The organism is Thermostilla marina, assembly GCF_054657455.1.
In genome coordinates this window covers 653,968-678,107 of record NZ_BAAHYR010000001.1, presented here as the reverse complement: position 1 = coordinate 678,107, position 24,140 = coordinate 653,968, and the positions used below count along the sequence as shown (strand labels likewise).

The 24,140-nt window shown below is 61.7% G+C and carries 15 protein-coding genes; 8 read left to right on the top strand and 7 right to left on the bottom strand.

Annotation, left to right across the window (positions count from 1 at the left end; translation table 11 throughout):
- Positions 1-9: 9 nt before the first annotated feature.
- Positions 10-1,977, bottom strand: a complete 1,968-nt coding sequence (locus ACYQ2I_RS02330) for a P-loop NTPase family protein (RefSeq protein WP_460165378.1) — start codon at positions 1,975-1,977, stop codon at positions 10-12.
- A 342-nt stretch (positions 1,978-2,319) separates the two neighbouring features.
- Here ACYQ2I_RS02330 and ACYQ2I_RS02325 point away from each other — a divergent pair, with 342 nt between their 5' ends.
- Together ACYQ2I_RS02325 and ACYQ2I_RS02320 are read left to right on the top strand one after the other, a co-directional pair.
- Positions 2,320-3,801: a right-handed parallel beta-helix repeat-containing protein gene (locus ACYQ2I_RS02325; RefSeq protein WP_460165377.1), complete on the top strand. Its 1,482-nt coding sequence runs from the start codon at positions 2,320-2,322 to the stop codon at positions 3,799-3,801.
- 233 nt (positions 3,802-4,034) lie between these two features.
- The gene (locus ACYQ2I_RS02320) at positions 4,035-5,663 is read left to right on the top strand and encodes an arylsulfatase (protein WP_460165376.1); all 1,629 of its coding nucleotides are present in this window, start codon (positions 4,035-4,037) and stop codon (positions 5,661-5,663) included.
- A gap of 46 nt (positions 5,664-5,709) precedes the next feature.
- Here the strand turns inward: ACYQ2I_RS02320 and ACYQ2I_RS02315 are convergent, their stop codons facing one another.
- From ACYQ2I_RS02315 to gmd, 3 genes are all read right to left on the bottom strand, one after another.
- Positions 5,710-6,945 carry a glycosyltransferase family 9 protein gene (locus ACYQ2I_RS02315; protein ID WP_460165375.1) on the bottom strand — a complete coding sequence of 412 codons (1,236 nt, stop codon included), beginning with the start codon at positions 6,943-6,945 and terminating at the stop codon, positions 5,710-5,712.
- Between the two features lie 37 nt (positions 6,946-6,982).
- Entirely contained in the window at positions 6,983-8,065 is a 1,083-nt protein-coding gene (locus tag ACYQ2I_RS02310; RefSeq protein ID WP_460165374.1) for a lysylphosphatidylglycerol synthase transmembrane domain-containing protein, read from the bottom strand.
- A gap of 93 nt (positions 8,066-8,158) precedes the next feature.
- The gene (gene gmd / locus ACYQ2I_RS02305) at positions 8,159-9,148 is read right to left on the bottom strand and encodes a GDP-mannose 4,6-dehydratase (protein ID WP_460165373.1); all 990 of its coding nucleotides are present in this window, start codon (positions 9,146-9,148) and stop codon (positions 8,159-8,161) included.
- Between the two features lie 296 nt (positions 9,149-9,444).
- On the opposite strand from gmd, the gene ACYQ2I_RS02300 reads away from it, so the two are divergent.
- Positions 9,445-12,312, top strand: coding sequence for a hypothetical protein (locus tag ACYQ2I_RS02300; RefSeq protein WP_460165372.1), 2,868 nt, complete (start codon positions 9,445-9,447; stop codon positions 12,310-12,312).
- A gap of 273 nt (positions 12,313-12,585) precedes the next feature.
- The gene (locus ACYQ2I_RS02295; protein ID WP_460165371.1) at positions 12,586-13,617 is read left to right on the top strand and encodes a TIGR03009 domain-containing protein; all 1,032 of its coding nucleotides are present in this window, start codon (positions 12,586-12,588) and stop codon (positions 13,615-13,617) included.
- 83 nt (positions 13,618-13,700) lie between these two features.
- Here ACYQ2I_RS02295 and ACYQ2I_RS02290 read toward each other — a convergent pair whose 3' ends face one another.
- From ACYQ2I_RS02290 to trxA, 3 genes are all read right to left on the bottom strand, one after another.
- On the bottom strand, positions 13,701-14,717 hold the full coding sequence (locus ACYQ2I_RS02290; protein WP_460165370.1) for a hypothetical protein: 1,017 nt from the start codon (positions 14,715-14,717) through the stop codon (positions 13,701-13,703).
- Positions 14,718-14,853: 136 nt separating this feature from the next.
- A complete protein-coding gene (uvrA, locus tag ACYQ2I_RS02285; protein ID WP_460165369.1) occupies positions 14,854-17,691 on the bottom strand; it encodes an excinuclease ABC subunit UvrA in 2,838 nt (945 codons plus the stop codon).
- Positions 17,692-17,732: 41 nt separating this feature from the next.
- Positions 17,733-18,593, bottom strand: coding sequence for a thioredoxin (trxA, locus tag ACYQ2I_RS02280; RefSeq protein ID WP_460165368.1), 861 nt, complete (start codon positions 18,591-18,593; stop codon positions 17,733-17,735).
- 241 nt (positions 18,594-18,834) lie between these two features.
- Between trxA and ACYQ2I_RS02275 the strand changes: the two genes are divergently transcribed.
- The 4 genes from ACYQ2I_RS02275 to ACYQ2I_RS02260 all read left to right on the top strand — a co-directional run bounded on the left by ACYQ2I_RS02275 (position 18,835) and on the right by ACYQ2I_RS02260 (position 24,049).
- Positions 18,835-19,827 carry an MBL fold metallo-hydrolase RNA specificity domain-containing protein gene (locus ACYQ2I_RS02275; protein ID WP_460165367.1) on the top strand — a complete coding sequence of 331 codons (993 nt, stop codon included), beginning with the start codon at positions 18,835-18,837 and terminating at the stop codon, positions 19,825-19,827.
- 489 nt (positions 19,828-20,316) lie between these two features.
- Positions 20,317-20,952 (top strand): RNA polymerase sigma factor, encoded by a 636-nt coding sequence (locus ACYQ2I_RS02270; RefSeq protein ID WP_460165366.1) that lies wholly within the window; start codon positions 20,317-20,319, stop codon positions 20,950-20,952.
- Positions 20,945-21,919, top strand: coding sequence for an anti-sigma factor (locus ACYQ2I_RS02265; protein ID WP_460165365.1), 975 nt, complete (start codon positions 20,945-20,947; stop codon positions 21,917-21,919). Before ACYQ2I_RS02270 ends, ACYQ2I_RS02265 begins: the two co-directional genes overlap by 8 nt.
- A 363-nt stretch (positions 21,920-22,282) precedes the next feature.
- Entirely contained in the window at positions 22,283-24,049 is a 1,767-nt protein-coding gene (locus tag ACYQ2I_RS02260) for a hypothetical protein (protein WP_460165364.1), read from the top strand.
- Positions 24,050-24,140 lie beyond the last annotated feature (91 nt).

The following is a 24,140-nucleotide window of genomic DNA, read 5'->3' as shown; positions in this document are numbered from 1 at the left end:
CGGCGTGCGTCATTCGGCCCCGACGACGGCCGCCGCGACGGGGCTGAGACGGCCGGCCGTTTGGAACAACTCTGTTTCGCGGAGAAGCCCGTTTTGCCGCACGTAAGCGACGACTTCGCCTTTCTCGATCTTGTACGTTCCCACCGAGAGATCTTGCTCTTCGGCAGCCGTCAATGCCTCATAAAAGGCGTTCAGCAGGCACGTTTCGTCTTTGGTCGTTCGAATGAAGACGGCCCCGCGTTTTCGCAGGGTATCGAGGTACTCTTGGCTCTTCGGGCCGATGGGGCCGTGCCGCCGGTCGCGAAGAATGATCAAGGCTTTGTATTGGTCGCCCGCCTCCTGTGTCTTCAACAGGTTCTTGATCCGATGCGCGAAAGCATTTCCCGTGCTGTTCATGACGGCGATGCACAGCCCTTTGCCGTCTTCGGGTGATTTGACGATGAAGTTCGGCGGCATCACGTAACGCCCGTGCGCCGCTTTCTCGAAACGCGCGTCGCAACCGATTTCCCGCAATATCGATTGGAAGATGCTTCGAACACGTCCGAAGAAATCCTGTTCGACGGGGACTTCCTTGTCGTACCGTTTGAGCTCCTCGGCACGAAACTTCTCCAGTGCGCTGCGGATCACCGAATCGATGGCGTCTCGCCCGGGGCTCTCGGACTCGGTCAAAATCGCAGGGGTTTCCTCTTCTTCGAGGTCCAGCCAGTCGTCGAACCACTGTTGGGCACGCTGGATGAACATGCGCGGCGACGGACCGCCGGCGCACAGTGCGTGGACGTCTTCTTCTTCGAAGGGATAGATTTCTGTCGGCAGCCGGTAACGCACGAAGTGCGATCGCAACTGCGCCCGCAACAAGGCCAGTCCGTGGTGCGGTTGAAACGGTTCGAGTTCGACTCGACGCTGGGAAAGACGTTCTAAGACGCTTTTGTCGAGCACTTTTTTGAACCAATCCTCCCATAGCGAAGGAAAGATACACGTGACGATCAAGAGGTTCGGCGTCATCGTGAAAATTTCGCGCACCACGTCGCCCCACCGCTGCGTCAGCCGCTCTTCGTTGCGCAGACCTTCGAGTTGGTCGAACGCCAAGATCAGCGGCTGGTAGTGCGTCGACAAGATGCCCAACGAACGAATGGCTCGCAGTGCCAGCTCCTCTCGCTGTTGCTGGGTCGCTACCTCGCTCGAGGTCTCGTCGATCTGCACCCACGCGGCGGGCAATCCGATCCGTCGCGCCTCCTTCTCGTCGATTTCTTCGCCCGCCAGCCAGGTAAGGAGCAACCGCTTGTGTTCTTCACTGGATACGAAGCAGTAGGTAATCAACGCGCGGGCGATTTTTTGATCTACCTCGGGATGACGCACCTGGAGGTACTGTAACGTCCTCCGGCGAATGCTCTCCATGTTCTGCTGACGTTGTCTGCCCTTGCCGAGCATCCGAAACAAGTTGTACGGATCGTTGCGCAATTGCTGTGCCCATTTCTTTCGTTGCGCTGCTTTGGCTCCGTTTTCGAGATCTCTTTCGAATTCGGGAATCAGCACGTCGGAGAACACGTGCGCCAACAGGACATCGAGCTGGGATCGCAGGTGGTCGCCGTGCGGTACGACCCGCGACAGGCTTTGGATGATGTTGGTCCAAACGTGCTGCGCGACGGCTTCTTCGTTGTTCGGTTTGCGGACGAACAAAATGTGGTTCGATTGGGCGAGCTTCTTGGCCACCCGCATCAATAAGTGCGTTTTTCCGGTGCCGGCTTCCCCCAGCACCAAGACGCCGCGAGAACCCGGCGCAGGGGGGACCGTCGCATCCGGCGCCTTCTCGCCGGCGTTACACAGGGTTTTCAGCGCGCGAACGATGTGCCGGAACGCCTTCTGGTTGAAGTCTTCACAGTCGGGCACGTCGTCCCACGGGGTATCGACGCGGTCCGTGAATTGAGGCGGGTCTTGCTCCAAGATGTTACGGAATTCGCCGGACAAATCACGATCCATACCGTTCTCCTCGATGAACGTCTGCACGACCGATCGGAAGCTGCCCCCGCGAGCCGCCGCGAGAACGATCCGGCAAGGCGATGCGGGAACGACGGCCGCGAATCAGCCGTCTGCGTCGGCAAGCGCGTCCCCTATTGTTTGCCGGGAAATGCAGCCGTGCGCCGTGTGGCACCGCCACATCTGCCCGCGTTGCGAACGATAATAACACGCCGAGCCGCAAGAAAAAACGCGCGAAAAGAATTCGCGGAACGATCGGCCGGAGGATTGCGTTGCGACGCCGTCCACCGGCGAAGGATAATGAGAAGTTGCGGGTTCCGTCCCTCGTTCCGAAAGGATTGCCCCATGCCGCGACCGGTTCTCGTCTCGTTGTGTGCTTTCGTCTCGCTTGTGTATGCCGCGTATTTTGCGACGGCGGCTGAATATCGGATCGACTCGCAGGCCGACTTCGACGCCTTGCGGGAACATGCCTTTTTGCCGGGCGATATCGTCTTGTTTCGCCGCGGCGTGCGCGTGACGGGCATGTTCGCACCCCGAGGATGCGGAAAACCTCAGACGCCGATCCGCATCGAACCGTACGGTACGGGACCGCGTCCGCGAATCGATGCCGAGGGCAAGTATCCCGCGGCCGTCTTGTTGCACAACGCCGACGGCTGGGAAATCACCGGCCTCGAAGTCACCAATACCGACGGCAGCGACCGCGACCAGGGCGCGTTGTTCGGTATCCTCGTGCAAATGGAAGACGAAGATCGTCTGTTCCGTCACTTCGTCATCGACGACTGCTTCGTGCACGACGTCAATGCGTTGGTGGGCGACAAGCGGCGCGGCGGTATTCACGTGCGCATGGATTGCCGCGACGCACGCGTCGACGACTTGCAGATCACGAACAACCGCATCGAGCGCGTCGGCGGTGTCGGAATTGCGACCGCCTCGTCATGCGGCGGCCTCGAATTCGACGGCGAGAAGGTCGTTTCCCGCAACCTGTGGACGAACGTGTCGATCGCGGGCAACTATGTTTCTCGAACGGGACGAAACGCGATCATCCTCCGCTGCGCGAAGGACGCCGTCTGCGAATACAACACGCTGGCCCACAGCAGCCGGGCCGACGTCGGGCACAGCGTCTTTTGCTTCGACAGCGACGGCACGCGCATCCAATTCAACGAGGCCTACGGCAACATCGGCGACGAGGGACAAGATCGCGGCGGATTCGACGCCGACTACAATTGCATCAACACCCTCATCCAATACAACTACAGCCACGACAACATGTGGTTTTGCGGGATCATGAAGCGGCACAACCGCAACGTGACCATCCGCTACAACCTGAGTGTGAACGACCGGCAAGGCATCTACTGCTACGGATTCGAGAGCAAATCGCAGGCCGAGCAGATCCACGTTTACAACAACACGCACTACGTCGGCCGCGGGCTGAAGGTGGCCGTGTTTCTGGAAGATCGAACCCCGCTGCGCAGCCGGTTCGAAAACAACGTTTTCTATTTCGCCGAACACGGCACGTGGGGTTCGCGCGGCAAAGGGAAGGAAACCGTCTTTCGCAACAATCTGTACGTGAACATCGAGCCGCACCCGACGGAAACCCGTCCGATCGTCGCCGATCCTGCGTGGCTCGATCCGCAGCATCCGGGCACCGACATCGACATGCGCACGCGTCTTGCCTTGCGGGGATTCGGCCTGCATCCCGCTTCGCCGTGCATCGACGCCGGGCTGGTAATCTCCGGCGCGCCGGATCGCGACCTGCTGGGAAACCCGATCCCCTTCCGCCGACCGGACCTCGGCGCCGTCGAATGGCTACCGCCCGGCGGGCGATAAAACCAACGTCAAATGTGCCGGGGGCGCACGCATGACGGCAGGCTCAACGCGTATCGTCAATCCGACAAATCGCCGTAAGGCACCATTGCAGCGTAAGTTGTGTCCCGGAACACCGGCTTCGGCGTGCGATTCGACCGGTTGCGGCGATAAAGAAACGAAGCCGCCGATGTCTCCGGTTTCGACTGTATATGCCTGCCTGTGTATGTTCACCACCCACCAATGAGGGGACGGTCATGATCGCCCGAAAAAATCCCGACCATCGCAACGCCGTGGAGACCCCATCGAAGTGCCGGTTCAGTTGCCTCCCGTGGGCGGGGGGGCTTCTCGCCTTGGCCGCGTTGCTGGTCGCCGCTCCGGCCCGAGCCGCGGCGCCTGATCGGCCCAACGTGCTGATCATCCTTGCCGACGACCTGGGGTTCTCCGACCTGGGATGCTACGGCAGCGAGATCGAAACCCCGAACCTCGATAAGCTGGCCGCCGAGGGGCTTCGGTTCACACAGTTCTACAACACGGCCAAGTGCCATTCGTCGCGGGTGTCGATCTTGACGGGGTTGTACTGCATGCAGGCGGGCGACGTCGAACTTTCCCGTGCCGCCATCTTCGCCGAAGTCGCCCGCGATGCCGGATATTTCACCCTGATGGCGGGCAAGTGGCACTTGAACCACGAGCCGACCGATCGCGGATTCCAACGTTACTTCGGTCATCTCAGCGGTGCGACGAACTACTTCATCGGCGACAACACGTTTCGGTTGAACGGCGAGAAGTTCGACGATTTCGGCGACGACTTCTACACCACCGACGCAAATACCGATTACGCGATCCGCTTCATCGACGAGGCGTTGGCCGAAGGCAAACCGTTCTTGGGGTATATCGCCTACAACGCGCCGCATTATCCATTGCAAGCCCCCAAAGAATGTGTCGAAAAGTATCGCGGCCGATACGACGCCGGCTGGGACGTGATCCGCGAGGCACGGTATCGGCGGCAACTCGAAATGGGTTTGTTCGCGAAGCCGTGGAAGCTCAGCCCGCGTCCCCCCGAGGTACCTGCCTGGGATCTGCTCACCGACGAAGAAAAACGATGGGAATCCGACCGCATGGCGGTCTTTGCCGGCATGGTGGATCGGTTGGATCAGAACATCGGCCGGTTGGTCGCGCATTTGAAAGAAAAGGGCGTGTACGACAACACGTTCATTCTCTTCTGTTCCGACAACGGGGCCTGCCCCTTCGAACGCACGAGAGGCCGCGAGTATGCCCCGTGGGATCCGCGCTCGTACTGGACGTACGATGTCGGTTGGGCGCATGTGGGGAACACGCCCTTCCGGTGGTACAAACAAAACCAGCACGAAGGCGGTATCTCGTCGCCGTGCATCGTATCGTGGCCCAAGGGGCTGAAAGTGCCGCCGGGCAGCATCACCCATCAACCGGCACATCTCATCGACGTGATGGCCACGGTGTGCGATCTGACGGGCGGAAACTATCCCGAACAGGCGGCCGGACACGAAGTCGAACCACTGCAAGGGCTGTCGCTGTTGCCGATTCTCGAAGGCCAAGTCCGGCGAGGACACGATTGGCTGTACTTCATCTTTTCGAACAACCGGGCAATTCGTGAAGGAAATTGGAAGCTGGTTTCCGCCCGCGGCGGTCCGTGGGAACTGTACGATCTTTCCGTCGATCGAACCGAGTTGAACAATCTGGTCGACGAGAAACCCGAGCTGGCGCAACGCCTCGAGAAGATGTGGTACGACATCGCCGAGAAAGTCGATCGTGCGCCGGAGCGGCTCCGCAAGCCGGTCAAGACTGAACCGCAGTTCTTTCCGCCGCGTCCTGAAGTCAAGCGAGCGGCTGCAAAGAACGCCGGTTGACACCCAACGACGGGCTCGGGTCGCGGCAAAGGCTCGCGACGGGCGATCAGCCGTGCATCCGGCGATCGAGCGCGGCGACGACCGCATCGAACACCGCGTCGACCGTAATCCGCTCCATGCACACCGGCAGGCGGCATCGGGTCGTGCGGTGATTGTACGCGTTCACGCACGGGCTGCATGCCGTCTTGGCGTACAGGATGTGAACCCGCGGACCGACCGCCCCGAACAACTTGGGCGTTTCGGGACCGAACAAGACGACGACGTCGACGGGCGTCAGGCAGGCGAAATGTGCCGGACCGCTGTCGTTGGTCACGAGGACGTCGGCAAAGTGATAGAGGGTCAGCAGGTCGTCCAACGACGTTTTGCCCGCGGCCGAAGCACATCGCGGATCGTCGACGGCATCCGCCAGGTGTTTTCCGGCTTCGGCCTCGGAAGGTCCGCCGGTAAACACCACGCGAAGCTGCGCATTCCAAGCCAGCAACCGCTTTGCCAAGGTCACGTAGCGATCGGGCTCCCAACGCCGTAGCGGCAACAGGTCGCTGGCGTTGGCGTTCAACAGTACCAGCCGATTGCCTCCCTCGGCAGACGGCGACCAACCGGGAAACAGGCCGGCGAGCAACTCGGCCACCGTCTCGGTCTGACGCGCGGCCGGTTCGAAGCGCGCTTGAGGCGGTTCCGGAGGAGGCGGCGTCCAATCGAAGGCGGGCAATCGCGAGGGCGACACATCCAACGCCCGCACCATCGCTTCGTACATCTGCGACGTGTGCAGGCGCGGATTGTAACTCACCCGATGCGTCATCAGGTCGCCGCGGTAGTTCGATTCGTCTCCCGTCGGATGCAACCCCACTCGCGATCGAGCGCCCGAAAGATACGTGAGGATCGCCGAAGCGCGGGTGAAGAACTCCAAATCGATCGCCGTGTCGATTTTCAGTCGCCTCGCCGCGCGCATGAAGTGCAACACACTCGCTGCGAACCGCAGCAGGCCGCGGGTATCGAGCGTGAGGACGTTTTCCGGCGGCACGAGCTGCATCGCGTCGATCACGAACCGATTTTCGGCGAAAACCAGAAAGAAGACGTTCTCGCGGCCCACGCGGCGGGCGGCTTCGGCCACGGCCCGCTCGGCAAGCACGGTGGCCCCTTGTTCCGCCGGCTTGACGAACAAGATCCGCGACGGCACCTCGGGCAGCGAACGATGATCGACGAGCTTTCGCCAGGCGGTGAGCACGCGGCAGCCGACGCCGCCCAACCACCGATCGAGCCGTCGCATCGTGGCGATATTCATCGTCCGCCTCCATTCGGACCCGCTGCGACTCGGGGGCCTAAGTCGCCGCCGCACCGTCGGCCTGCGGATCCTCATCCTCGAGTTCGTGCATCACCTCGACGAACTCGGAACGGCCGGCCAGGTAATACCCGATGCCGCCGGTGGCGATGCACAGCGAGATTACGCGGTAGGTGAGTACGACGACCAACCCTTGCCCCGCGGGAACCGCACGGCCGTCGGCCAAAGGAACCAGGCGGTAAATAAAGTCGAGCATGAATTCGACCGGCCCGATCGAGACGGGCAACACTTGCGCCGCCGCGCTCACCGGTGCCATGACCATATGTCGTTGCCAAGTGTGAACGTGGTCGAACAATCCCTTGGCGGCAAAGTAAATATTCGTGGCGAAAAGCGTGTGCACCGCCAGCGTCATCGCGATCGACACGAAGATGATATCCGGTCGCTTGCCGTACACGCGGAAGGCCTCGACCAAGCGGACGAGTGTTCCGCCGACCAACGGGATGCGCCCGATCGCCTTCAGGCTGCGCCCGCCGGTCATGTCCGGCAACCACGCCAACAACAAGCCGACGGTCGCCGCTGCGGTCACGCCGAATACGCCGTAACAAATCGTGCGCACCTGGGCGTTTCCTTCATGGAGGAAACCGGTCAGCAAGATGGCGCCGGTTGCGACCAGGAACAAGCTGTAAAGCCCCAACACGCGATCGACGAACACGCTGGTGACGGCCTCCGCACGTTTGCCGGGCTGGCCGCGGGCGAGCAACACGGCCTTCACCAGATCGCCGCCCACCAGCCCCATCGGGGCGAGGTTGAACAGGTAGCCGACGAACCCAAGCCGCAGCGCCTCGCGGAAGGTGAACTTGATTCCGATCGCCCGCACCAGCATCCACCAGCGCACGAAGGTGATCATCACGGCGCAAAAGGCGGCGGCCAGGGCGGTAACCAGCCAATACCAATGCGTCGCGGCGTGGTTCAACACCGCGAAAAACCGTTGCGAGCTGAAACCGTTTTCGTCGCTGAAGACGCCCTCGCCGCGTTGGACGGCATCCCACACCAGGTAGCCGATCAGCCCGACCGACACCGCGATCTTCAAAAACGTAAATATGTGTTTCTTCGCTTTGTTCACCGAAAACCATCCGTTGTGTGGGGCTGCGGTTTGGGCCGAAAGGCGGTCATTTCGCCGCGGTAGGTCCGACGCCTCAAAAAGCCGCTTTTCGCGTTACGGCGGATCGCCCGGTTCGGCCATTTCACGTCGTACCCGTTCCAGGTCGGCATCGACCATCATGCGAACGAGTTCGGGGAAGGTCACTTTCGGTTCCCAGCCCAGCACACGGCGGGCCTTGGCCGCGTTCCCCCGTAGAGTACACACCTCGGCCGGACGAATCAGCGCCGGGTCGATCTTCACGTATTGTTTCCAATCCAAGCCCACGTGATCGAAGGCCAGCTCGACCAGCTCGCGCACCGAATGCTTCTCGCCGGTGGCGACGACAAAATCGTCGGGCTTCTCTTGCTGGAGCATCATCCACATGGCCCGCACGTAGTCGCCCGCGTAGCCCCAATCCCGCATTGCGTCGAGGTTCCCCAATCGCAGTTCGTCTTGCAGCCCAAGTTTGATGCGGGCAACGCCGTACGACACCTTGCGGGTGACGAATTCTTTGCCGCGGCGGGGCGACTCGTGATTGAACAGAATGCCCGAGCACGCAAAGATGCCGAAGCTCTCGCGATAGTTGACCGTGATCCAGTGTCCGTACACCTTGGCCACGCCGTAGGGACTGCGCGGCCAAAAGCGGGTCGATTCGTCTTGCGGTTCTTCCTGGACGGCACCGAACATCTCGCTCGAACTGGCCTGATAAAAGCGGATGCTCGAATCGACGTGGCGAATCGCCTCGAGCATGCGGGTGACGCCCAAGGCGGTAAATTCGCCGGTCAAAAGCGGTTGCTCCCAACTGGTGGGCACGAAGCTCATGGCGGCGAGGTTGTACACCTCGTGCGGACGCACCTCGTCGATCAGCCGCACGATCGACAGTTGGTCCAACAGGTCGGCCTGGTGAAGGACGATCCGGTCGGCCAGATGGTTGATCCGTTCGAAGCCCTCGGTGCTGGCGCGACGAACCATCCCGTGGACTTCGTATCCTTTTTCCAATAGGAACTCGGCCAGGTAGGAACCGTCCTGGCCCGTGATTCCGGTAATCAACGCCTTGCGAGTCATCCGATCGATTCGCCTCACCGAAGTGCCGTGAATGGTTGTCGGACCATCCGCCGGAAGCCGCACGCGCGTTCCGGCAGAAATGGATTCCATCATCTTCGTGCAAGCGGCCGCTGCGGTCAATCGCATTTGACCGATCTTGCCGACACTGCCTATGTGCCGTAGTTTGTCTGCCCGGCGAAAGAAGCGACCCCGGAGGCCGCCGAGGAAATCCCTTTCTTCCGACGCCCGGCGATTATGATGGAATGTCGGCCGCGGCCTTTTTCGGAATTGAATCCTGGAATGTGAGAAGAGCGCCGATGTTGGTGAATCGTTCGAGTTCCGGTCGTCATCGCGAGCCCCATTCTGCCTTGCGATGGGGGCACGCCGCCCTCGTCGTCACGGCGCTGGGATGCTTGTTTTTCGGCCGGATGTCGCCGGCCCGAGCCGAGTTCGTCGTCCTGGTCAGCGACTTGGATGCACCGGTTGCCGTCTCGATCGGACCGTTGTGGGGCGAAACGAAATCGTTTTCACTCGTTCCCGATCGACCGGTTCGCCTGGCCGTCCCGGGAATCGTGCCGTTTTCGGCCGTCTATGGGCAGGATCGCCTCGAGCAGCCGCTCGAACCGAACCGCCTCTACCGCCTTCAAATGCGCAACGGTCGGTTCGCCGTCGTGCCGCAGCGATTCTTGGGCATTCAACCCAGCATGTGGCTGCACGCAGGTGCGAGGGAGGCCCCGCCGCCGGCAGTCGTCATTCCCATCAAACTACTCGTCGACGACGAACAACCCGCCGTGCGCAACGCCTGGGAAGCACGCTTGAAGGCCCAATTCGCGGGGGCGTCCCGATTTCTCGAATGGTATACCGGCACGCGATTCGAGGTGGTCGCGGTCGATACGTGGGAATCGAACGACGCGATTGCCGACCCGGAGGAACTGGAACGCGACTTCCGCGACCACACCGCCCACGACGACGCGCGATTGGTCGTCGGCGTCAGCAGTCAATGGAAGCTGAGCGGGCCTGCCGATCTTGCCCATCCCGTGTCGAATCCACTGAATACGCATATTCTGATTCCCGACACGCAACCCGGTTTCGACGGGCAGATGCAATTGCGGTACCTCGTCCATCGGTTGGCCCACTTTCTCGGGGCCGTCGACGTGGACGATCCGAACACGATCATGTTTCCTCCCGAGCGATTGCCCGCGGCGATCGAGAAAGCTGAAAAGCCCTTGGCCGCCGAGCCGTACATCGACGCCGAAAACGTCTTGGTCATGAGCTTGATCGCCGACGACCTGCGGTTGGGCGATCGGCCCGGCGTGGGGACATTGTCGCCGGGCACACGCGATTACCTGCGGGCGGTCTACCTGGCGATGGGACGCCATTTACCCTCGAAAGAGGCATTACGGCTGGCCGAGACGATGACGACACCGCCCCCGGCCGCGAAGCGTTACCTCGTTTTATGGACCGACGGGACGACCTCGTCGGTCGACGAAGTCGCCGATTGGGGCAGGGAAGAAGCCGTTCCCTCGGCCGACGGGCGTCCCCTGTTCGATGCCGAACGTCCCGTGCGATGGATACTCGACACCACGTTGTCGAAGCCCGCGATTCCCGAAACGTTCGTTGAGTTTCACGGGGGGGATCGCCTGCCGGGCCGCGTGGTTGCGTCGTTTCCGGCCCAACAGTCGGGGGACGACTTTTTGCCCGCCTGGCTGGAAGTGACACCGTATGCACACGTCGATCCGCCGGACGGCCGCTCCCGGCCGCGGTTGCGGGTGGCGACCGACCATGTCCGCCGGATCGTGTGGAAGCGCGTCACGGATCGCTACCGGCCGGGTTCGTTGTTCACTGTTGACGGGCGCGTGTTCACGTTTCGCGCCGTCCGCATTACGCCCGGCAGCGTGCGCATCCTGCGAGACGAGGGCATCCTCGACATGCCGTGGTTGGACGTCGCCGAGCTTCATCTGCCCGACTCACAGGACTTCGGCGGCATGCAGGGCTTGTACCGTCGTCGGTGTCTACTCACGGCAGGAGCCGACGATACGTCACGGCGCATCGTCGAACTCGAAACCGACGAAGGCGCCCGCTTGACGACTTCGCTGTTGCGGATGCAGCCGCAGGCGTTCGGTGACGGGGGAAAACCCGACAACTGGTACTTTCTCGTGCAACCCGAATGGAGTCTCCAGGCACTTTGGGTTTCGCATCGGCGCATTCGAATGCGCCGGTTCTTTGCGGTCGACGAAGTTCCCTTGTGGCGGCTCGTGCCCGAGTTCTCTGAATTGCCGTTGTTGGGTAGTCCGTGGGGATTTCGCGTAAATGCCAACATTGCCGGGGGAAGCCTGGAAACGCCCGAACGGCCCTTCGCCTGGGGATTCGGCGTGTTGTCGGGCAGTCGGCTGACGTTTCCCTTGCCGCCGGAAGCAACCGCGTTCCGCATCACCGGGGCCCTCGACCGATCGGCGGGTGACGGCGGTTGCGTCGCCGCGTCGGTGAAGTTCCGGCCCGCGGGCGAAACCGCCTTTCGCACGCTGTTCACCGCCGACGTGCTCGTCGGTTCCCATTCAAAAGTCGATACCGGCAGGCTGCCGATTCCGGGAGAAGGCGTGCTCGAACTGGCGGTCGATCCCGAACCGCCGGGGGCGCCGCCGGGCGCCGATCCGGGCAATATCCGCGATATCTTCGACTGGCTCGAACCGATCGTCTATCTCGACGGCACGTCCCAAGCACTACAGGCCGAACGCTTTCGCCCTGACGCCGTTCCCGCTTGGGACGGCTGGACGATCGTCGCCTCGCCCGAAACCGCCGAATTGCGACTGGAAAACTACTTCGACACGACCGACGACCGCAACCCGGCGTGGCGGATCGTCGTGCGTCACGGTCGCGGGCCGTTGGAACTTCGCCGCACGCTTGCCGTACCCGCAGCCGGAGGCAACCTCGAAATCTATGTGTGCCGCCATCCCAAGGTGCGGTACTCGAAAATCGAAGTGTTCGTGAACGACGAACACAAGACGACCTTCACCACGCCCGAACACGGCGGCGGAAACTATCCCGATCCGCTCACCCTGCCGCTTGCGGAATACGCGGGAAAGCCGGTCGACGTGAAGCTGGTCGTCGTTTCCGAAGACGACGGTGCGTGGCTCGAATGGCGGGCGATTCGCATTGCCGAGGCGGTTCCGCAAGCCGCCCCCTGAATCGGTGTGAAGCAATCACCCGAGAACCGCGCCGCGTTTTTTCAAGCTGCGGCACGCGTGACGAGCATCCCGGCGAAGACGATCCTCGACCGATCCGACGAGGTTGCGGCACAATCGGCCTCGCTCTTGCAATGACCGGATTTGCCGCGGGAGGGCACGCCGGGTGGTGCCGAACGGCCAAACCGCTATCGGTGAATCGGGCGGAACGTGTTAGAATGCGGACGTCTTGCCGCGATTGCGCGCCGGAGTGCCGCCCGCGTGCTCCGAACGTCCATGAACCGACGCACGATCAAGGAGGAACCGATGCGGCGATTCGCCCGGATGTCGTGTGTGTGTGTAGGAGTATTGTGGTTCGCTTGTGCCGCCACGGGGTGGGCCCAGGCCCCGTATCCGCCGCAAGGAAACCAAGCCTACGGTCGTCCCGGCTATGCCGGACAGCCCGGTGCCGTTCCCGCCCCGAACCAGCCGGTCGTGCCGAACGATCCGCGGCTGGAGCGACGCACGGGTCCGGCGCCGCAGGAAGACGCCCTCTTGCCGCCGCCGTTTCAATTGACGCCCTACGAACAGGCCCAGCTCGATCGTGTGCTGGCCGCCTGGGAACAACGCAGCAAGCAAATCCAAAACTTCGAATGCGAATTCACCCGCTGGGAGTTCGACCCCGTCAACGGGCCGCAGAATGCGCCCAAACGCATTTGCCGGGGCAAGGTGATGTACTCGGCTCCCGACAAGGGGCTGTTCTTGGTCGACAAAGAGGCCGTCGGCGATCGGTATGAAGATTCACCGCACCCCGAACGCTGGGTGTGCGACGGCAAATCGGTCTACGAGTACCGCTACGAGACGAAGCAAATCGTCGAGACGCCTTTGCCGCCCGAATTGCAAGGCAAGTCGATCACCGAGGGACCGCTGCCGTTCTTGTTCGGGGCCGAGGCCGAATCGCTCAAACGCCGCTATTTCATGCGGCTGATCACTCCGGCCAACGTGAAAGACGAAATCTGGATCGAGGCCCTGCCGCGTCATCAACGCGAGGCGGCGAACTTCAGCCGGGCGCACATCATCTTGAAGTACCCCACGATGGACTTGTTCGCTTTACAGGTTTTTTATCCGTCGGCGCAACCCAGCACGCAGCAGCGGGTCGTGTTCCAGATCGAAAATCCCAAGATCAACCGGAACGACTTCTTCCAGATCTTCAAGCGAGATCCGTTCCAACCGTATTTGCCCGATCACACCTGGGCGAAGACGGTGAACAACCCGCAATCGCAACCGAACCAGGCGTTGGGCGTCCGGCCGAGCGTGCCGCGCCGTTGATGTTCTGATCCCCTTGATCGTCGGTATCGCACCGGGCCCATTGTCGACGGTCGACAATGGGCCGCGTGTTTGTAGGCACCTTTTCACTTCGCCCGCCGGAGAATCGCCGGATCGATCCCCAACCGCCGCCGGGCCGGTTCGATCGCGGCCAGAAAGCGCTTCGCATCTTGCGGATACCCGGCCGTCGGTGCCGTATCGACGTGTTTCCGCCAGAAGCAGTTGAAAGCCTCCATCGCCAGTTCCCGCACGTATTTCGCGATCATCGAGGCCCACGCCGCCGGAAGCAGCGACTCGCCGCCGGTGCGAAAGGCGATCTCGATCGACCGGCCGCGCCACTCGAACGAATAGCGGCTGCAATCCCGGCGTTCTTCGATCACACGGACCAAGGCCGTTTCGAAACATTCGGCCGTGATGCCCGCGTAATGCTTGCGGCCGCCGTGCCGGTCGCAGGCGATTTCGATCCGGTCGATGTCGTCGCTTGCGGTCTGTTCGATCAATGCGATGACCGCGGCAAGCGTCGTGTGCGAAAGCAGTGCGCCTTTGCTGCCGTATTGTGAGAGCAGGCGGTTGAAGCGAATCGCCGGTACGATCTGTGCCCGCACGCCCGCCGGGCGAATTCCCGCTTGGTCGCAGGTGCGGCGCAACGTTTCTGCGGCGACGGCGACCGTCTCGGGTTCGATGCACGCGGGAAGCGGACGATCGTCGTGATACCACGGCACCGATGTCAGCTCGCCGTTCACCGCGGGGTCCAGAACGCGAAACAGATCGTTCCGCGTGTTCGGTTCAAGTCCCAAGCAGGCGGTCAAGCCCGACACGGCCCGTTCCAATCCGGCGATCGTACCGCCGGGACGATAGACGCGTTTCGAATCGGCGACGATGAGTCGGCCCGGATCGGTTGCCTCTAACCCGCGATCGGCGTTTGCCGAAGCATGGTCCGAAACGGCCGACGCCAAGAGCCGGTACAAGTCGGCACCGGTCGTATCGGACGAGGTTTCCCAGGCGGTGGCGGCGATCACCAGCGGTCCCAACGTGGGACCGTAACCGGCCTCGTCGCAACCGACGATCAGTTTTCGCGTGCCGCGATTTCGCTGTATTGACACCGTTTCCCTACCGTGTTGCTTCGTTCGGACGGCGTGGTCCCTCGGGCGGCCGATATTGTACCGCGCGCCCGCCGCCTGCGCAGGCTTGTCGCGAGGCAAACCACAGGATGAACACCGCGCCCCGGTCGGCCGGGCATCAAGAGACGTTCAGCACACTGCGAAGGAAGCGGCCGGTGTGATTGTCTTCCAGCCGGGCGATATCTTCGGGACGTCCTTCGACGACGACGTATCCGCCCCCGTCTCCCCCTTCGGGCCCCAGGTCGATGATCCAATCGGCCGTCTTGAGCACATCCAAATGATGCTCGACGACGATCACCGTGTTGCCGCGATCGACGAGCCGATTCAACACGTCCAGCAGTTTGCTGATGTCGTCGAAGTGCAGGCCGGTCGTCGGCTCATCGAGGACGTAGAGCGTCTTCCCGGTATCGACGCGGCTGAGTTCATTCGCCAGCTTGACCCGCTGGGCCTCACCGCCGGAAAGCGTATTCGACGGTTGCCCCAGCCGCAGGTAGCCCAGGCCGACTTCGCGTAGGGCGTCGAGCACGCGTTTGACGGCCGCGAAATTCTCGAAAAACTCGGCGGCCTCGTCGATCGACATGTCGAGCACGTCGGCGATCGACCGATCGCGGTAGCGAACTTGCAAGGTCTGCTCGTTGAAGCGTTTTCCGTTGCACGCGGGACAAACAACGTACAGGTCGGGCAGAAAGTTCATTTCGATCTTCTGCCGGCCTTGCCCCTGGCAGGTTTCGCAGCGTCCGCCTTTGCTGTTGAAACTGAATCGCGCCGCCGAAAACCCAAGCCGCTTGGCGTCCCGCGTTTCGGCGAACACCTTGCGGATTTCATCGAACACGCCGGTGTATGTAGCCGGATTGCTGCGCGGTGAGCGGCCGATGGGCGATTGATCGATTTCGATCAATTTGTCGATCTTGCTCAGGCCACGCAGGCCCCGATGCGGTCCCGGTTTGGGGCCGCCGCCGGTAAGACGACGACGCACGGCACGGACCAGCGTTTCGCCGACGAGAGAACTCTTCCCCGCGCCGCTCACCCCCGTCACGCATACCAAGGCTTGCAAGGGAAACAGCACGGTCACGTCTTTCAGGTTGTTGGTCGTGACGCCTTCGAGGGTGAGCGAGCGACTCTTGGCGATCCGCCGTCGTTTCGCAGGGACGGGGATGGGCGTTCGTCCGGCAAGATAGCGGCCGGTGGGCGATTCGTCGACCTGCATCACTTGTTCGATGGTGCCTTGGGCGACGATCCGACCTCCGGCTTCTCCGGCTCCGGGACCGAGATCGATCAGCCAATCGGCTTCGCGCATGACGGCTTCGTCGTGTTCGACGACCAAGACCGAATTGCCGCGTCGTTGCAGCTCGCGAATCGCGTCGATCAACCGCCGGTTGTCCCGCGGATGCAGGCCGATCGACGGTTCGTCGAGAATGTAACACACGCCGACCAGTCCCGAACCAAGCCCCGACGCCAGCCGCACGCGTTGCAATTCGCCACCGGAGAGCGTGTCGGCCGATCGATCGAGCGTGAGATAGTTCAAACCGACCTGATCGAGAAATCCCAAGCGGCCGTTGATTTCGCGGAGAATCGGTCGGGCGATCTTGTCGTGCGAATCGCCGAAGGAGAGCCCGCCGAAAAAGGCGACCGCCTCGCCGACGGTCATCTGCACGGCCTCGCAGATCGTCTTTTCTCCGATGTATACCGAGCGGGCTTCCGCCCTCAGTCGGGCGCCGCCGCACTCGGGACACGGCAACTCGGCGATCAACTGCTCCAAGGCCTTCTTCGTGCGCCGACTGGTCGTCGTCGCCAACGCCTTGCGCATCAGGGTAAACACCCCGGGAAAGTATTTCGGATGACCGTACAACAGCGCCTTGCGGACCTTCGGCCCCAGCTCGCAAAGCGGGGTGTGTTCGTCGAATCCCCCGGCGGCCATCAAGCGTTCGAGATCCTCGGCGTGCTCGCGGAGCAACTTGTCGACGGTCCCGGCCGGCACGAACGGCGATTCGGCCAACGACAGCTTTTCGTCACGGATGACCGCCTCGGGATCGAACTGATCGAAGATGCCCAACCCTTCACAATACGGACAAGCCCCGTACGGACTGCTGAAGCTGAACGTCCGCGGCTCCAACTCCTCATAGTTGATGTTGCAGCCCGGGCACGCGTGCCGCGCACTGAAAAGCACGTCGCGCCATACCTTTTCGCCGTACTCGTCTTCCACCTCACACGCAGCGATGAGTACCTCGTCGCCGTAGCGAAGTGCCGTAGCGATCGACTCTTTCATCCGTTTCTCGAGGCCCGGACGGATCACCAAACGATCGACGATCGCCTCGATGTCGTGCCGTTCCGCCTTGTTCAACGAAGGCGGATCGTCGAGGTCGTACACCTCGCCGTCGATTCGGGCCCGAGTGAACCCCCACTTGCGGATCGCCGTCAGCTTCGAGCCGTGCGTCCCCCGTCGCGAGCGGACGACCGGAGCCAGCAACATGACCCGTGTTCCCTCCGGCAACCGCGAAAGGCTTTCGCAGATTTCGTCGGGCGTTTGGCGGCGAATCGGCCGGCCGCAGCGGTAACAGCGCACATCGCCCAGTCGGGCGTACAGCAATCGCAAGAAGTCGTAGATTTCGGTCAGCGTGGCGACCGTGCTGCGAGGATTGCGGGCACCCGCGTGCTGATCGATCGAAATCGTCGGCGGTAAGCCCTCGATCAGGTCGACGTCGGGCCGTTCCATCTGGTTCAAAAACTGCCGCGCATGCACCGAAAGACTTTCGATGAACTGGCGTCGGCCCTCGGCGTGCAAGGTGTCGAAGGCGAGCGAGCTTTTTCCCGATCCGCTCGGACCGGTGATCACCACCAGGCGATCCCGCGGAATCACCAGGTCGATATTCCGCAGGTTGTGGACGCGCACCCCGTGCAGGCGAATCGATTCGTCGTCGCCCGAGCGCGGGATGTCGGTCGCCTGGATGTCGTTCATGCGTCGCGGCCTTCCGAAAGTCGTAACACGACCGCCGAAGCTCAATACATGAGCATCGTCAACCGGCGTCGATACTCGGCGGTGCGAGGATCGTCTTCACCGAGAAGCTGGAACAGTTGGACGAGGAACTCGCGGGCGGCATCGCCGCTTGCGGCGCGATCGTTCTGAAAGGCGGTCAAGGCGCGTTCCATGGCCTCCTCGTAGTTGCCCCCAGCAGCGCACGCCTTGGCCAACGCAAGCTGCGCCGCACCGTCGTTCGGGTCGGCATCGGCCCGCTCGCGCAGCGATTGCAATTCGTCGTCGCCGACCGCATCACCGAGTCTCAATTCGGCGAGTATCTTTTCGGCTTCGGCATCCAATGCCCCCGCCTTGGCCGGTTCTTCGAGGAGTTCGCGTGCCTTGTCCCGTTCACCGCGATCGCGGTAAAGCATCGCCAACCCTTTCAGGGCGCGAAGATTGTGGACGTTCTTGGCCAAGGCCTCTTGGAACTTCGCCTCGGCCGCCTGGGGATCGGCGGCCATCAGCTTTTCGCCCTCTTGCGCGAGGATTTCGTCTTCAGAGGGCTGAAGCGATTCGATCCAGGCCCGGATTTGCGGTTCGGGCAAGGCTCCCACGAATTGATCGATCACGCGCCCCTCGCGAACGGCAAACACCGCCGGAATCGACGACACGCCGAATTCCGCGGCGGCACGAGGCACCTTCTCGGTGTCGGCCTTCACCAAAACGAACTGTCCTTGCATTTCGCGGGCCAGCTTTTCGAGGATCGGCCCCAGCATCCGGCACGGCCCGCACCAAGCCGCCCAAAAATCCACCACCACCAACGTGTCGAACGAACGCTGGATCACATCCGCTTCAAACGAAGCGTCGGTAGTTTCGGTAATCAAGGAGGCATGGGAAGACATGCGGCACCTCGTCTTGCGGGGAAAGCGTTTCCTCGGGAGCAATCGCGCACCCGGAAGCCTCTATCCGATCGGCCGAAACTATTCAGTTTAGACCGTAGCGAGTACGATACAACCGACCCCCTCCCCCGTGCGGGGATGTGTCCGGGAGAACCGCTCGGCTATAGAAACCGCTTTCGGGGGGAGGACCGTGGCTCCCGAACAATCCTGGTAGCTTTCCGAAACTCGATCGACGAGGTTTTCCGTGTCCGTTTCCGGCGGCCCGGTCCGCAATTCGGGTGTGGCGTTTCATTACGACGGCGGAATTCGGTTGACCCGCGCGGGCGTGGCGATCGACTTCCGGCGCCGCCAACCGTGCGGATTCATCTCCCATGCCCATGCCGACCATCTGGCCTCGCATGCGTATGCCTTGTGCACGCCCGAAACGGCCGCCTTGTATCGTCTTCGCCGCGGCAACCATCCGGTCCGCGAAATGGAATATGGTCGGCCCATCGAGTGGAACGGCACGCGATTGACCGTCTTTCCGGCGGGCCATTGCCTGGGATCGGCCATGTTGCTGGCCGAGGAGAACGGTTCGCGGCTGCTGTACACGGGCGATTTCAAGCTTCGTCCCTCGCTCACGGTACGGCAGGCCGAACCGCCGCAAGCCGATATTCTCATCACCGAATGCACCTACGGTGCGCCCGAGTATCGATTTCCGCCCCGCGAGAAAGCGGCGGCGATGCTGCTCGAGCAGGTCGAAACTGCACGAACGCGAGGCAAGATCCCCGTCGTCGTCGCCTATTCGTTGGGCAAAGCCCAAGAGGCGACCCGGATTTTGACCGATGCCGGACAACCGGTCGTCCAACACCCGGCCGTCTATGAAATCAGCGCGATCTACGGGCGGTTCGGGGTGGCACTGGGTGAATACCGACGGCTCGAAGGGACGGCGGTCGCGCCGGAGGAGGTCGTCGTTCTCCCGCCGCAGGCGAAGATGCCGAATTTTGGATATCCGGCATTTCGAATTTTGCTGACCGGTTGGGCCGTTCATCCGGGAGCGGCGTATCGCCTTCCGGCCGACGCGGCTGTTCCGCTTTCGGACCACGCCGATTATGACGAGCTGTTTGCCCTGATCGACCGGGTGCGTCCCGAGATCGTCTATTGCACGCACGGCCCGCGTTCGTTCGTCGATCGCCTGCTGGATGCCGGCATTCAGGCGAAACATATCGACGGTCCGACACAGGGGCGGCTTTTCTGAGTCAGCCGCTCCGGAACCGAGGCATCGCGCCGGCGAGACACTTTCGAGCGCACCCCTCACAAGAGGGATCGATGCCGGCGGCTTTCGGTCACGGATTTCCGCGGACGACCGCACGGAGATCGGCACGGCGGCGGAAGATTGTACATTCTTCCACTATTTCGGCATTCCAATACCTGATTTTTTCTGCAAAATAAAGTTTCTGCAAACTATTGCCATTTCATGGGTTGCGAAGACAAACAGGCCTCGGAACGGGATTTTTTTCGTTCTTACAGTGAACGGCACGCCGGTTGCAATAAAACTGGGCGTCGTCGCGACGGTTGAAGCAGTTGTGTCAAAAATACGTTCAACCATCCGGAATAGCCGAAGGAAGCGCGTAGAATGATTTGCTACCAGCAACGAAGAAGTTCCCGGCACGAATCCCAACGGCGTTCCGATCGTCGGTCCGGCCGAAGAAATGCGAACTTTTCTGTAGGCGAACGCGTAAACCGGATGAGAAGCACCGTTCGCAACCCGAATCCTGAGCGATGCCGTCCGCCCCGCGCCGAACGGTCCGACGAGGAATTGCTTGTCGAATACCGCGAAACCGGCGAACGCAAGGCATTCGAAGAGCTGGTTCGTCGTTACGAGCGGGAATTGTACAGCTATTTGCGGCAATTCCTAGGCGACGCGCAAATGGCCGAGGACGTGTTCCAAAGCACGTTTCTTCAGGTCCATTTGAAGTGCGAACAGTTCGATGCCTCGCGACGCGTGCGGCCGTGGCTTTACACGGTGGCGACCAACCAGGCCATCGACGCGCAGCGCCGGAATCGCCGCCATCGGATGCTCAGCTTGGATTCGCAGACGGAAGATCACAGCGGCAAACTGGCCGACATCGTCGAATCGGAAACCGCCGAGCCGGATCGCTTGCTCGCGGCGGTGGAAGATACCGACGACGTCCGCCGGGCGGTCGATGAGCTGCCCGAAATGTTCCGCCAGGTGTTGCTGTTGGTATATTATCAAGGGTTGAAGTATCGCGAAGCAGCCGAGGTTCTCTCGATTCCGGTGGGGACGGTGAAGAGCCGGATCAATGCTGCAATTCGCAAGTTGGAATCGCTCCTTCCGCAACAAGCCGCCGGTCATGACTGACGTCTCCGATGCCGAACTGTTGGGCTTCTTGCGAGGATGCCTCGACGATTCGGAAACCTCGGAGATCGAACGCCGCTTGGCCGCCGATCCGCATTTGGCGGCACGGCTTCGTGAGCTGAAAACCCTTTGCGCCCACCTCGATTCCGCCGAGTCTTACGCCCCGCCTGCCGGATTGGCTGAACGCACTTGCCGTGCCGTTGCATTGGTCGGATGCGGTCCGCGAAACGCCGAAGACGCGCCTTCGCCGTTGCCCGAGCCTCCGGCGCCCTCGCGTTCGTTGAGCTGGCTCGATGCGCTGGCGGCAGCCGCGGCGGTGGTCTTACTGGCGATGTTGGTGTTCCCCGCGATCGAACACGCCCGCGCCGATGCCCGCATCGCCCAGTGTCGCGAAAACCTGCATCGGCTGTCGATTGCATTGGGGACCTACGCCGATCAATTCGACGGCTTCTTTCCCGCCCCGCCGCAGCGAGACGAACCCGTTGTGGCGGGTTTTTATGCGCCGCTGTTGCTCGAGACGGGATATATTTCGGCCCCCACGTCGCTGTATTGTCCGGCGTCGCCGCCGAAGGGACCGGCGCCCTCGTTCGCCGCTTCGGCCTCTGCGAGCGAATGTTCGGCGTCGCCGGAACTCGGCAATCTATCCCAAGTGTACGGCTACACGCTGGGGTATGTGTTGCACGGTGAGTACCGGCCGGTCCGCTGTTTGAACCGGTCCACGTACGCCGTAATGGCCGATCCGCCGTTGGAAGACGTCGCCGGCAGCGGCGACCATGTACGCGGTCCGCATGGATGCCGCGGTCGAAACGTGCTCTTCGAAGACGGCCACGTGTCGTATCTGACCTGCGCAAAATTGCCCCCGGCCGACGACAATTTGTTCTTGAACCGGCTGGGACACGTAGCCCCGGGCGTTGACCAAGACGATTCGGTCGTCGCCCGCGGAACTACCCCGATCACGCCGCGTCCATGACAGTGCGTTTCTCGTATTCATCCGCCTCATCCGCGATCCACGGCAAGATCGGGGCATCTATTGCGAATCATTGTTTAAGAACCGAGATGCCGAATCCTTAGTTCGGCGCTCGATTCGGTCGAAAACATTCCCTATAATCCGTGTGCTGCTTTCCGGTATACCGGTGCAAAGCGCCCCCCAAACCGAGCAGGCCATCTAAGATGGGGGAGAGAAAATCCCTTCCAATCGTGTGACCGATCGCCTGCCGGATGTGTTGGAGATAACGGCGTTGCATGTCATTGCGGTCGGAGTACGGATCGACCGCCGATCGATCATCGGCCGTATGTTGCCCCTGGTTTAGTGCTGTATGAAGGAGGGTTCCCTGTGAAATTAGGTATGTTGCGGAATTGGGTTGTGTCGGCGATGGCGCTGTGCGCCATGGCGGTGGCCCCACAGATGGTTTCCGCCCAGCCGGGCGGTGCGACCGGCGTCGAAATGAAGACGGTCGCGGTGGTCGGCGTGGCAGGCGTCGACCGATTCTTGGAAGACGTGAAGTATGTCGGCAAACTCGCCGAGATGCCGCAGTTGGCCGAGATGGTCAACCAGCAACTGGCAGGCTTGGGCAGCCCTGACGGCAAGATTCCGGGAATCGACCCGGTGCGTCCGGCGGGCGTCGTCGTCCAGACCGACGGGATCCAGTTCTACATGTACGGCTGCATCCCCGTCACCGATATGTCGGCGGCCATGAAGCTGTTGGAAGGTTTTTTTGGACCGCTCGAACCGGCCGACGGCGTCTACACGATCGACACGGGCGACCAGCAAATCTTCGTGACCGAGAAAGACGGCTGGGCGATCGTGACGAACGATCAGAACACCCTGAACGCCGTTTCGGCCCCCGGTGATTTGCTGTCGCAAGCGACGGGCGAAGAAGACATCGTCGCCAAAGTGTGGATCCAGAACATACCCGAAATGTTCCGGCAGATGGGCATCGCACTGTTGCAGCAGGGTATCCAACAAGGGCTGCAACAAGAGCCGGACGAATCGGACGAGATGTTCGCCGCCCGCAAGAAAATGATGGAAATGTCCATCCAGCAGCAGCAGCAGGCCATCCAAGAGATCGACACGTTGTCGATCGGCCTGTCGCTGGATGAAAGCAAGGGCGACCTCGCCTTGTCGATCGTCCAAGTCGTTCTGCCCGATACCGATTTGGCAAAGCAAATTGCGCTCAACGGCACCGTTGAGACGCAATTCAGCGGGTTCGTCCTCCCCGATTCTGCCGTGGTCGTCCGCGAAACGGTCAAGGCCGAAACGAACCAGGTCGAGCAAGTCAAAGGGATGGTCGACTTCTACATGGCGGCCGTCAAGAGCGAGTTGGAAGAAGAAAGTGACCTGTCGAAGAAAGAACGCAAGATCGTCTCGAAGCTGATCGACACGATTGTCGACGGCATGCTCGCCACCCTCGAGAAAGGTACCTTCGAGATCGCGGCTTCGCTGAGCCTTGCCGACAACACCGTCTCGGGCGTCGGTGTGTGCACCTTCGCCGCGGCACGTGATCTGGAAGCCCAGATCAAAGACCTGCTGCAACAGGCGATGGAAGACGACGAGGACCTTGCCGATTCCTTGAAGATCGACGCCGAATCGTACAAGGGATACGACTTGCACGTGTTGACCGTGCCCACCGACGAGGCTCCGGAGGAAGTCTTCCGGGTCTTCGGCGCGAAGATCGAAGCGGTGTTGGCGTTCTCCGACGAGGCGATTGCCTTCGCCGTGGGCTCCGATGGAATCAACGTGCTCAAGAAGGCCATCGATGATTCCCAGGCCGCGGGACCGCAAAAGGTCGCCCCCGTCGAAGCGTACCTCAAGTTCAAGCCGCTCCTCGATTTTGTCGCAGCCGTGACGCCCGAGGACGAAAAGGACGCCGAATTCCAAGAATTGGTGGAAGCCGCCCAAAATCTTGGTGACAACGACCGCATCGTGATTCTCGTAACCGTCGACCCGGCGAACAACGCGAACACGACCCGGATTTCGGTCGAAGAGGACTTCCTCAAGCTGATCGGCGCAGCCGCCAAAATGGGAATCGAAGAGGGCGATTTGCCGATCGGCCCCGGCGGGCCCGGCGCGGAGTTCGGCCCCGGACCGGGCGGCTTCTGATCCCGAAGAACCGGGTGACGATCTCCGGTAACGCCCGGGGGGACGTCGCCGTGCGTTGTGATTTTCTCGAATCGACGCGTCTTACCACGAC

Coding starts and splice junctions, on each gene's coding strand:
- ACYQ2I_RS02320 (WP_460165376.1), top strand. CDS start 4,035: ATGATCGCCCGAAAAAATCCCGACCATCGCAACGCCGTGGAGACCCCA.
- ACYQ2I_RS02265 (WP_460165365.1), top strand. CDS start 20,945: ATGACTGACGTCTCCGATGCCGAACTGTTGGGCTTCTTGCGAGGATGC.
- ACYQ2I_RS02300 (WP_460165372.1), top strand. CDS start 9,445: ATGTTGGTGAATCGTTCGAGTTCCGGTCGTCATCGCGAGCCCCATTCT.
- ACYQ2I_RS02315 (WP_460165375.1), bottom strand. CDS start 6,945: ATGAATATCGCCACGATGCGACGGCTCGATCGGTGGTTGGGCGGCGTC.
- gmd (WP_460165373.1), bottom strand. CDS start 9,148: ATGACTCGCAAGGCGTTGATTACCGGAATCACGGGCCAGGACGGTTCC.
- ACYQ2I_RS02295 (WP_460165371.1), top strand. CDS start 12,586: ATGAACCGACGCACGATCAAGGAGGAACCGATGCGGCGATTCGCCCGG.
- trxA (WP_460165368.1), bottom strand. CDS start 18,593: ATGTCTTCCCATGCCTCCTTGATTACCGAAACTACCGACGCTTCGTTT.
- ACYQ2I_RS02325 (WP_460165377.1), top strand. CDS start 2,320: ATGCCGCGACCGGTTCTCGTCTCGTTGTGTGCTTTCGTCTCGCTTGTG.
- ACYQ2I_RS02330 (WP_460165378.1), bottom strand. CDS start 1,977: ATGGATCGTGATTTGTCCGGCGAATTCCGTAACATCTTGGAGCAAGAC.
- ACYQ2I_RS02270 (WP_460165366.1), top strand. CDS start 20,317: ATGAGAAGCACCGTTCGCAACCCGAATCCTGAGCGATGCCGTCCGCCC.
- uvrA (WP_460165369.1), bottom strand. CDS start 17,691: ATGAACGACATCCAGGCGACCGACATCCCGCGCTCGGGCGACGACGAA.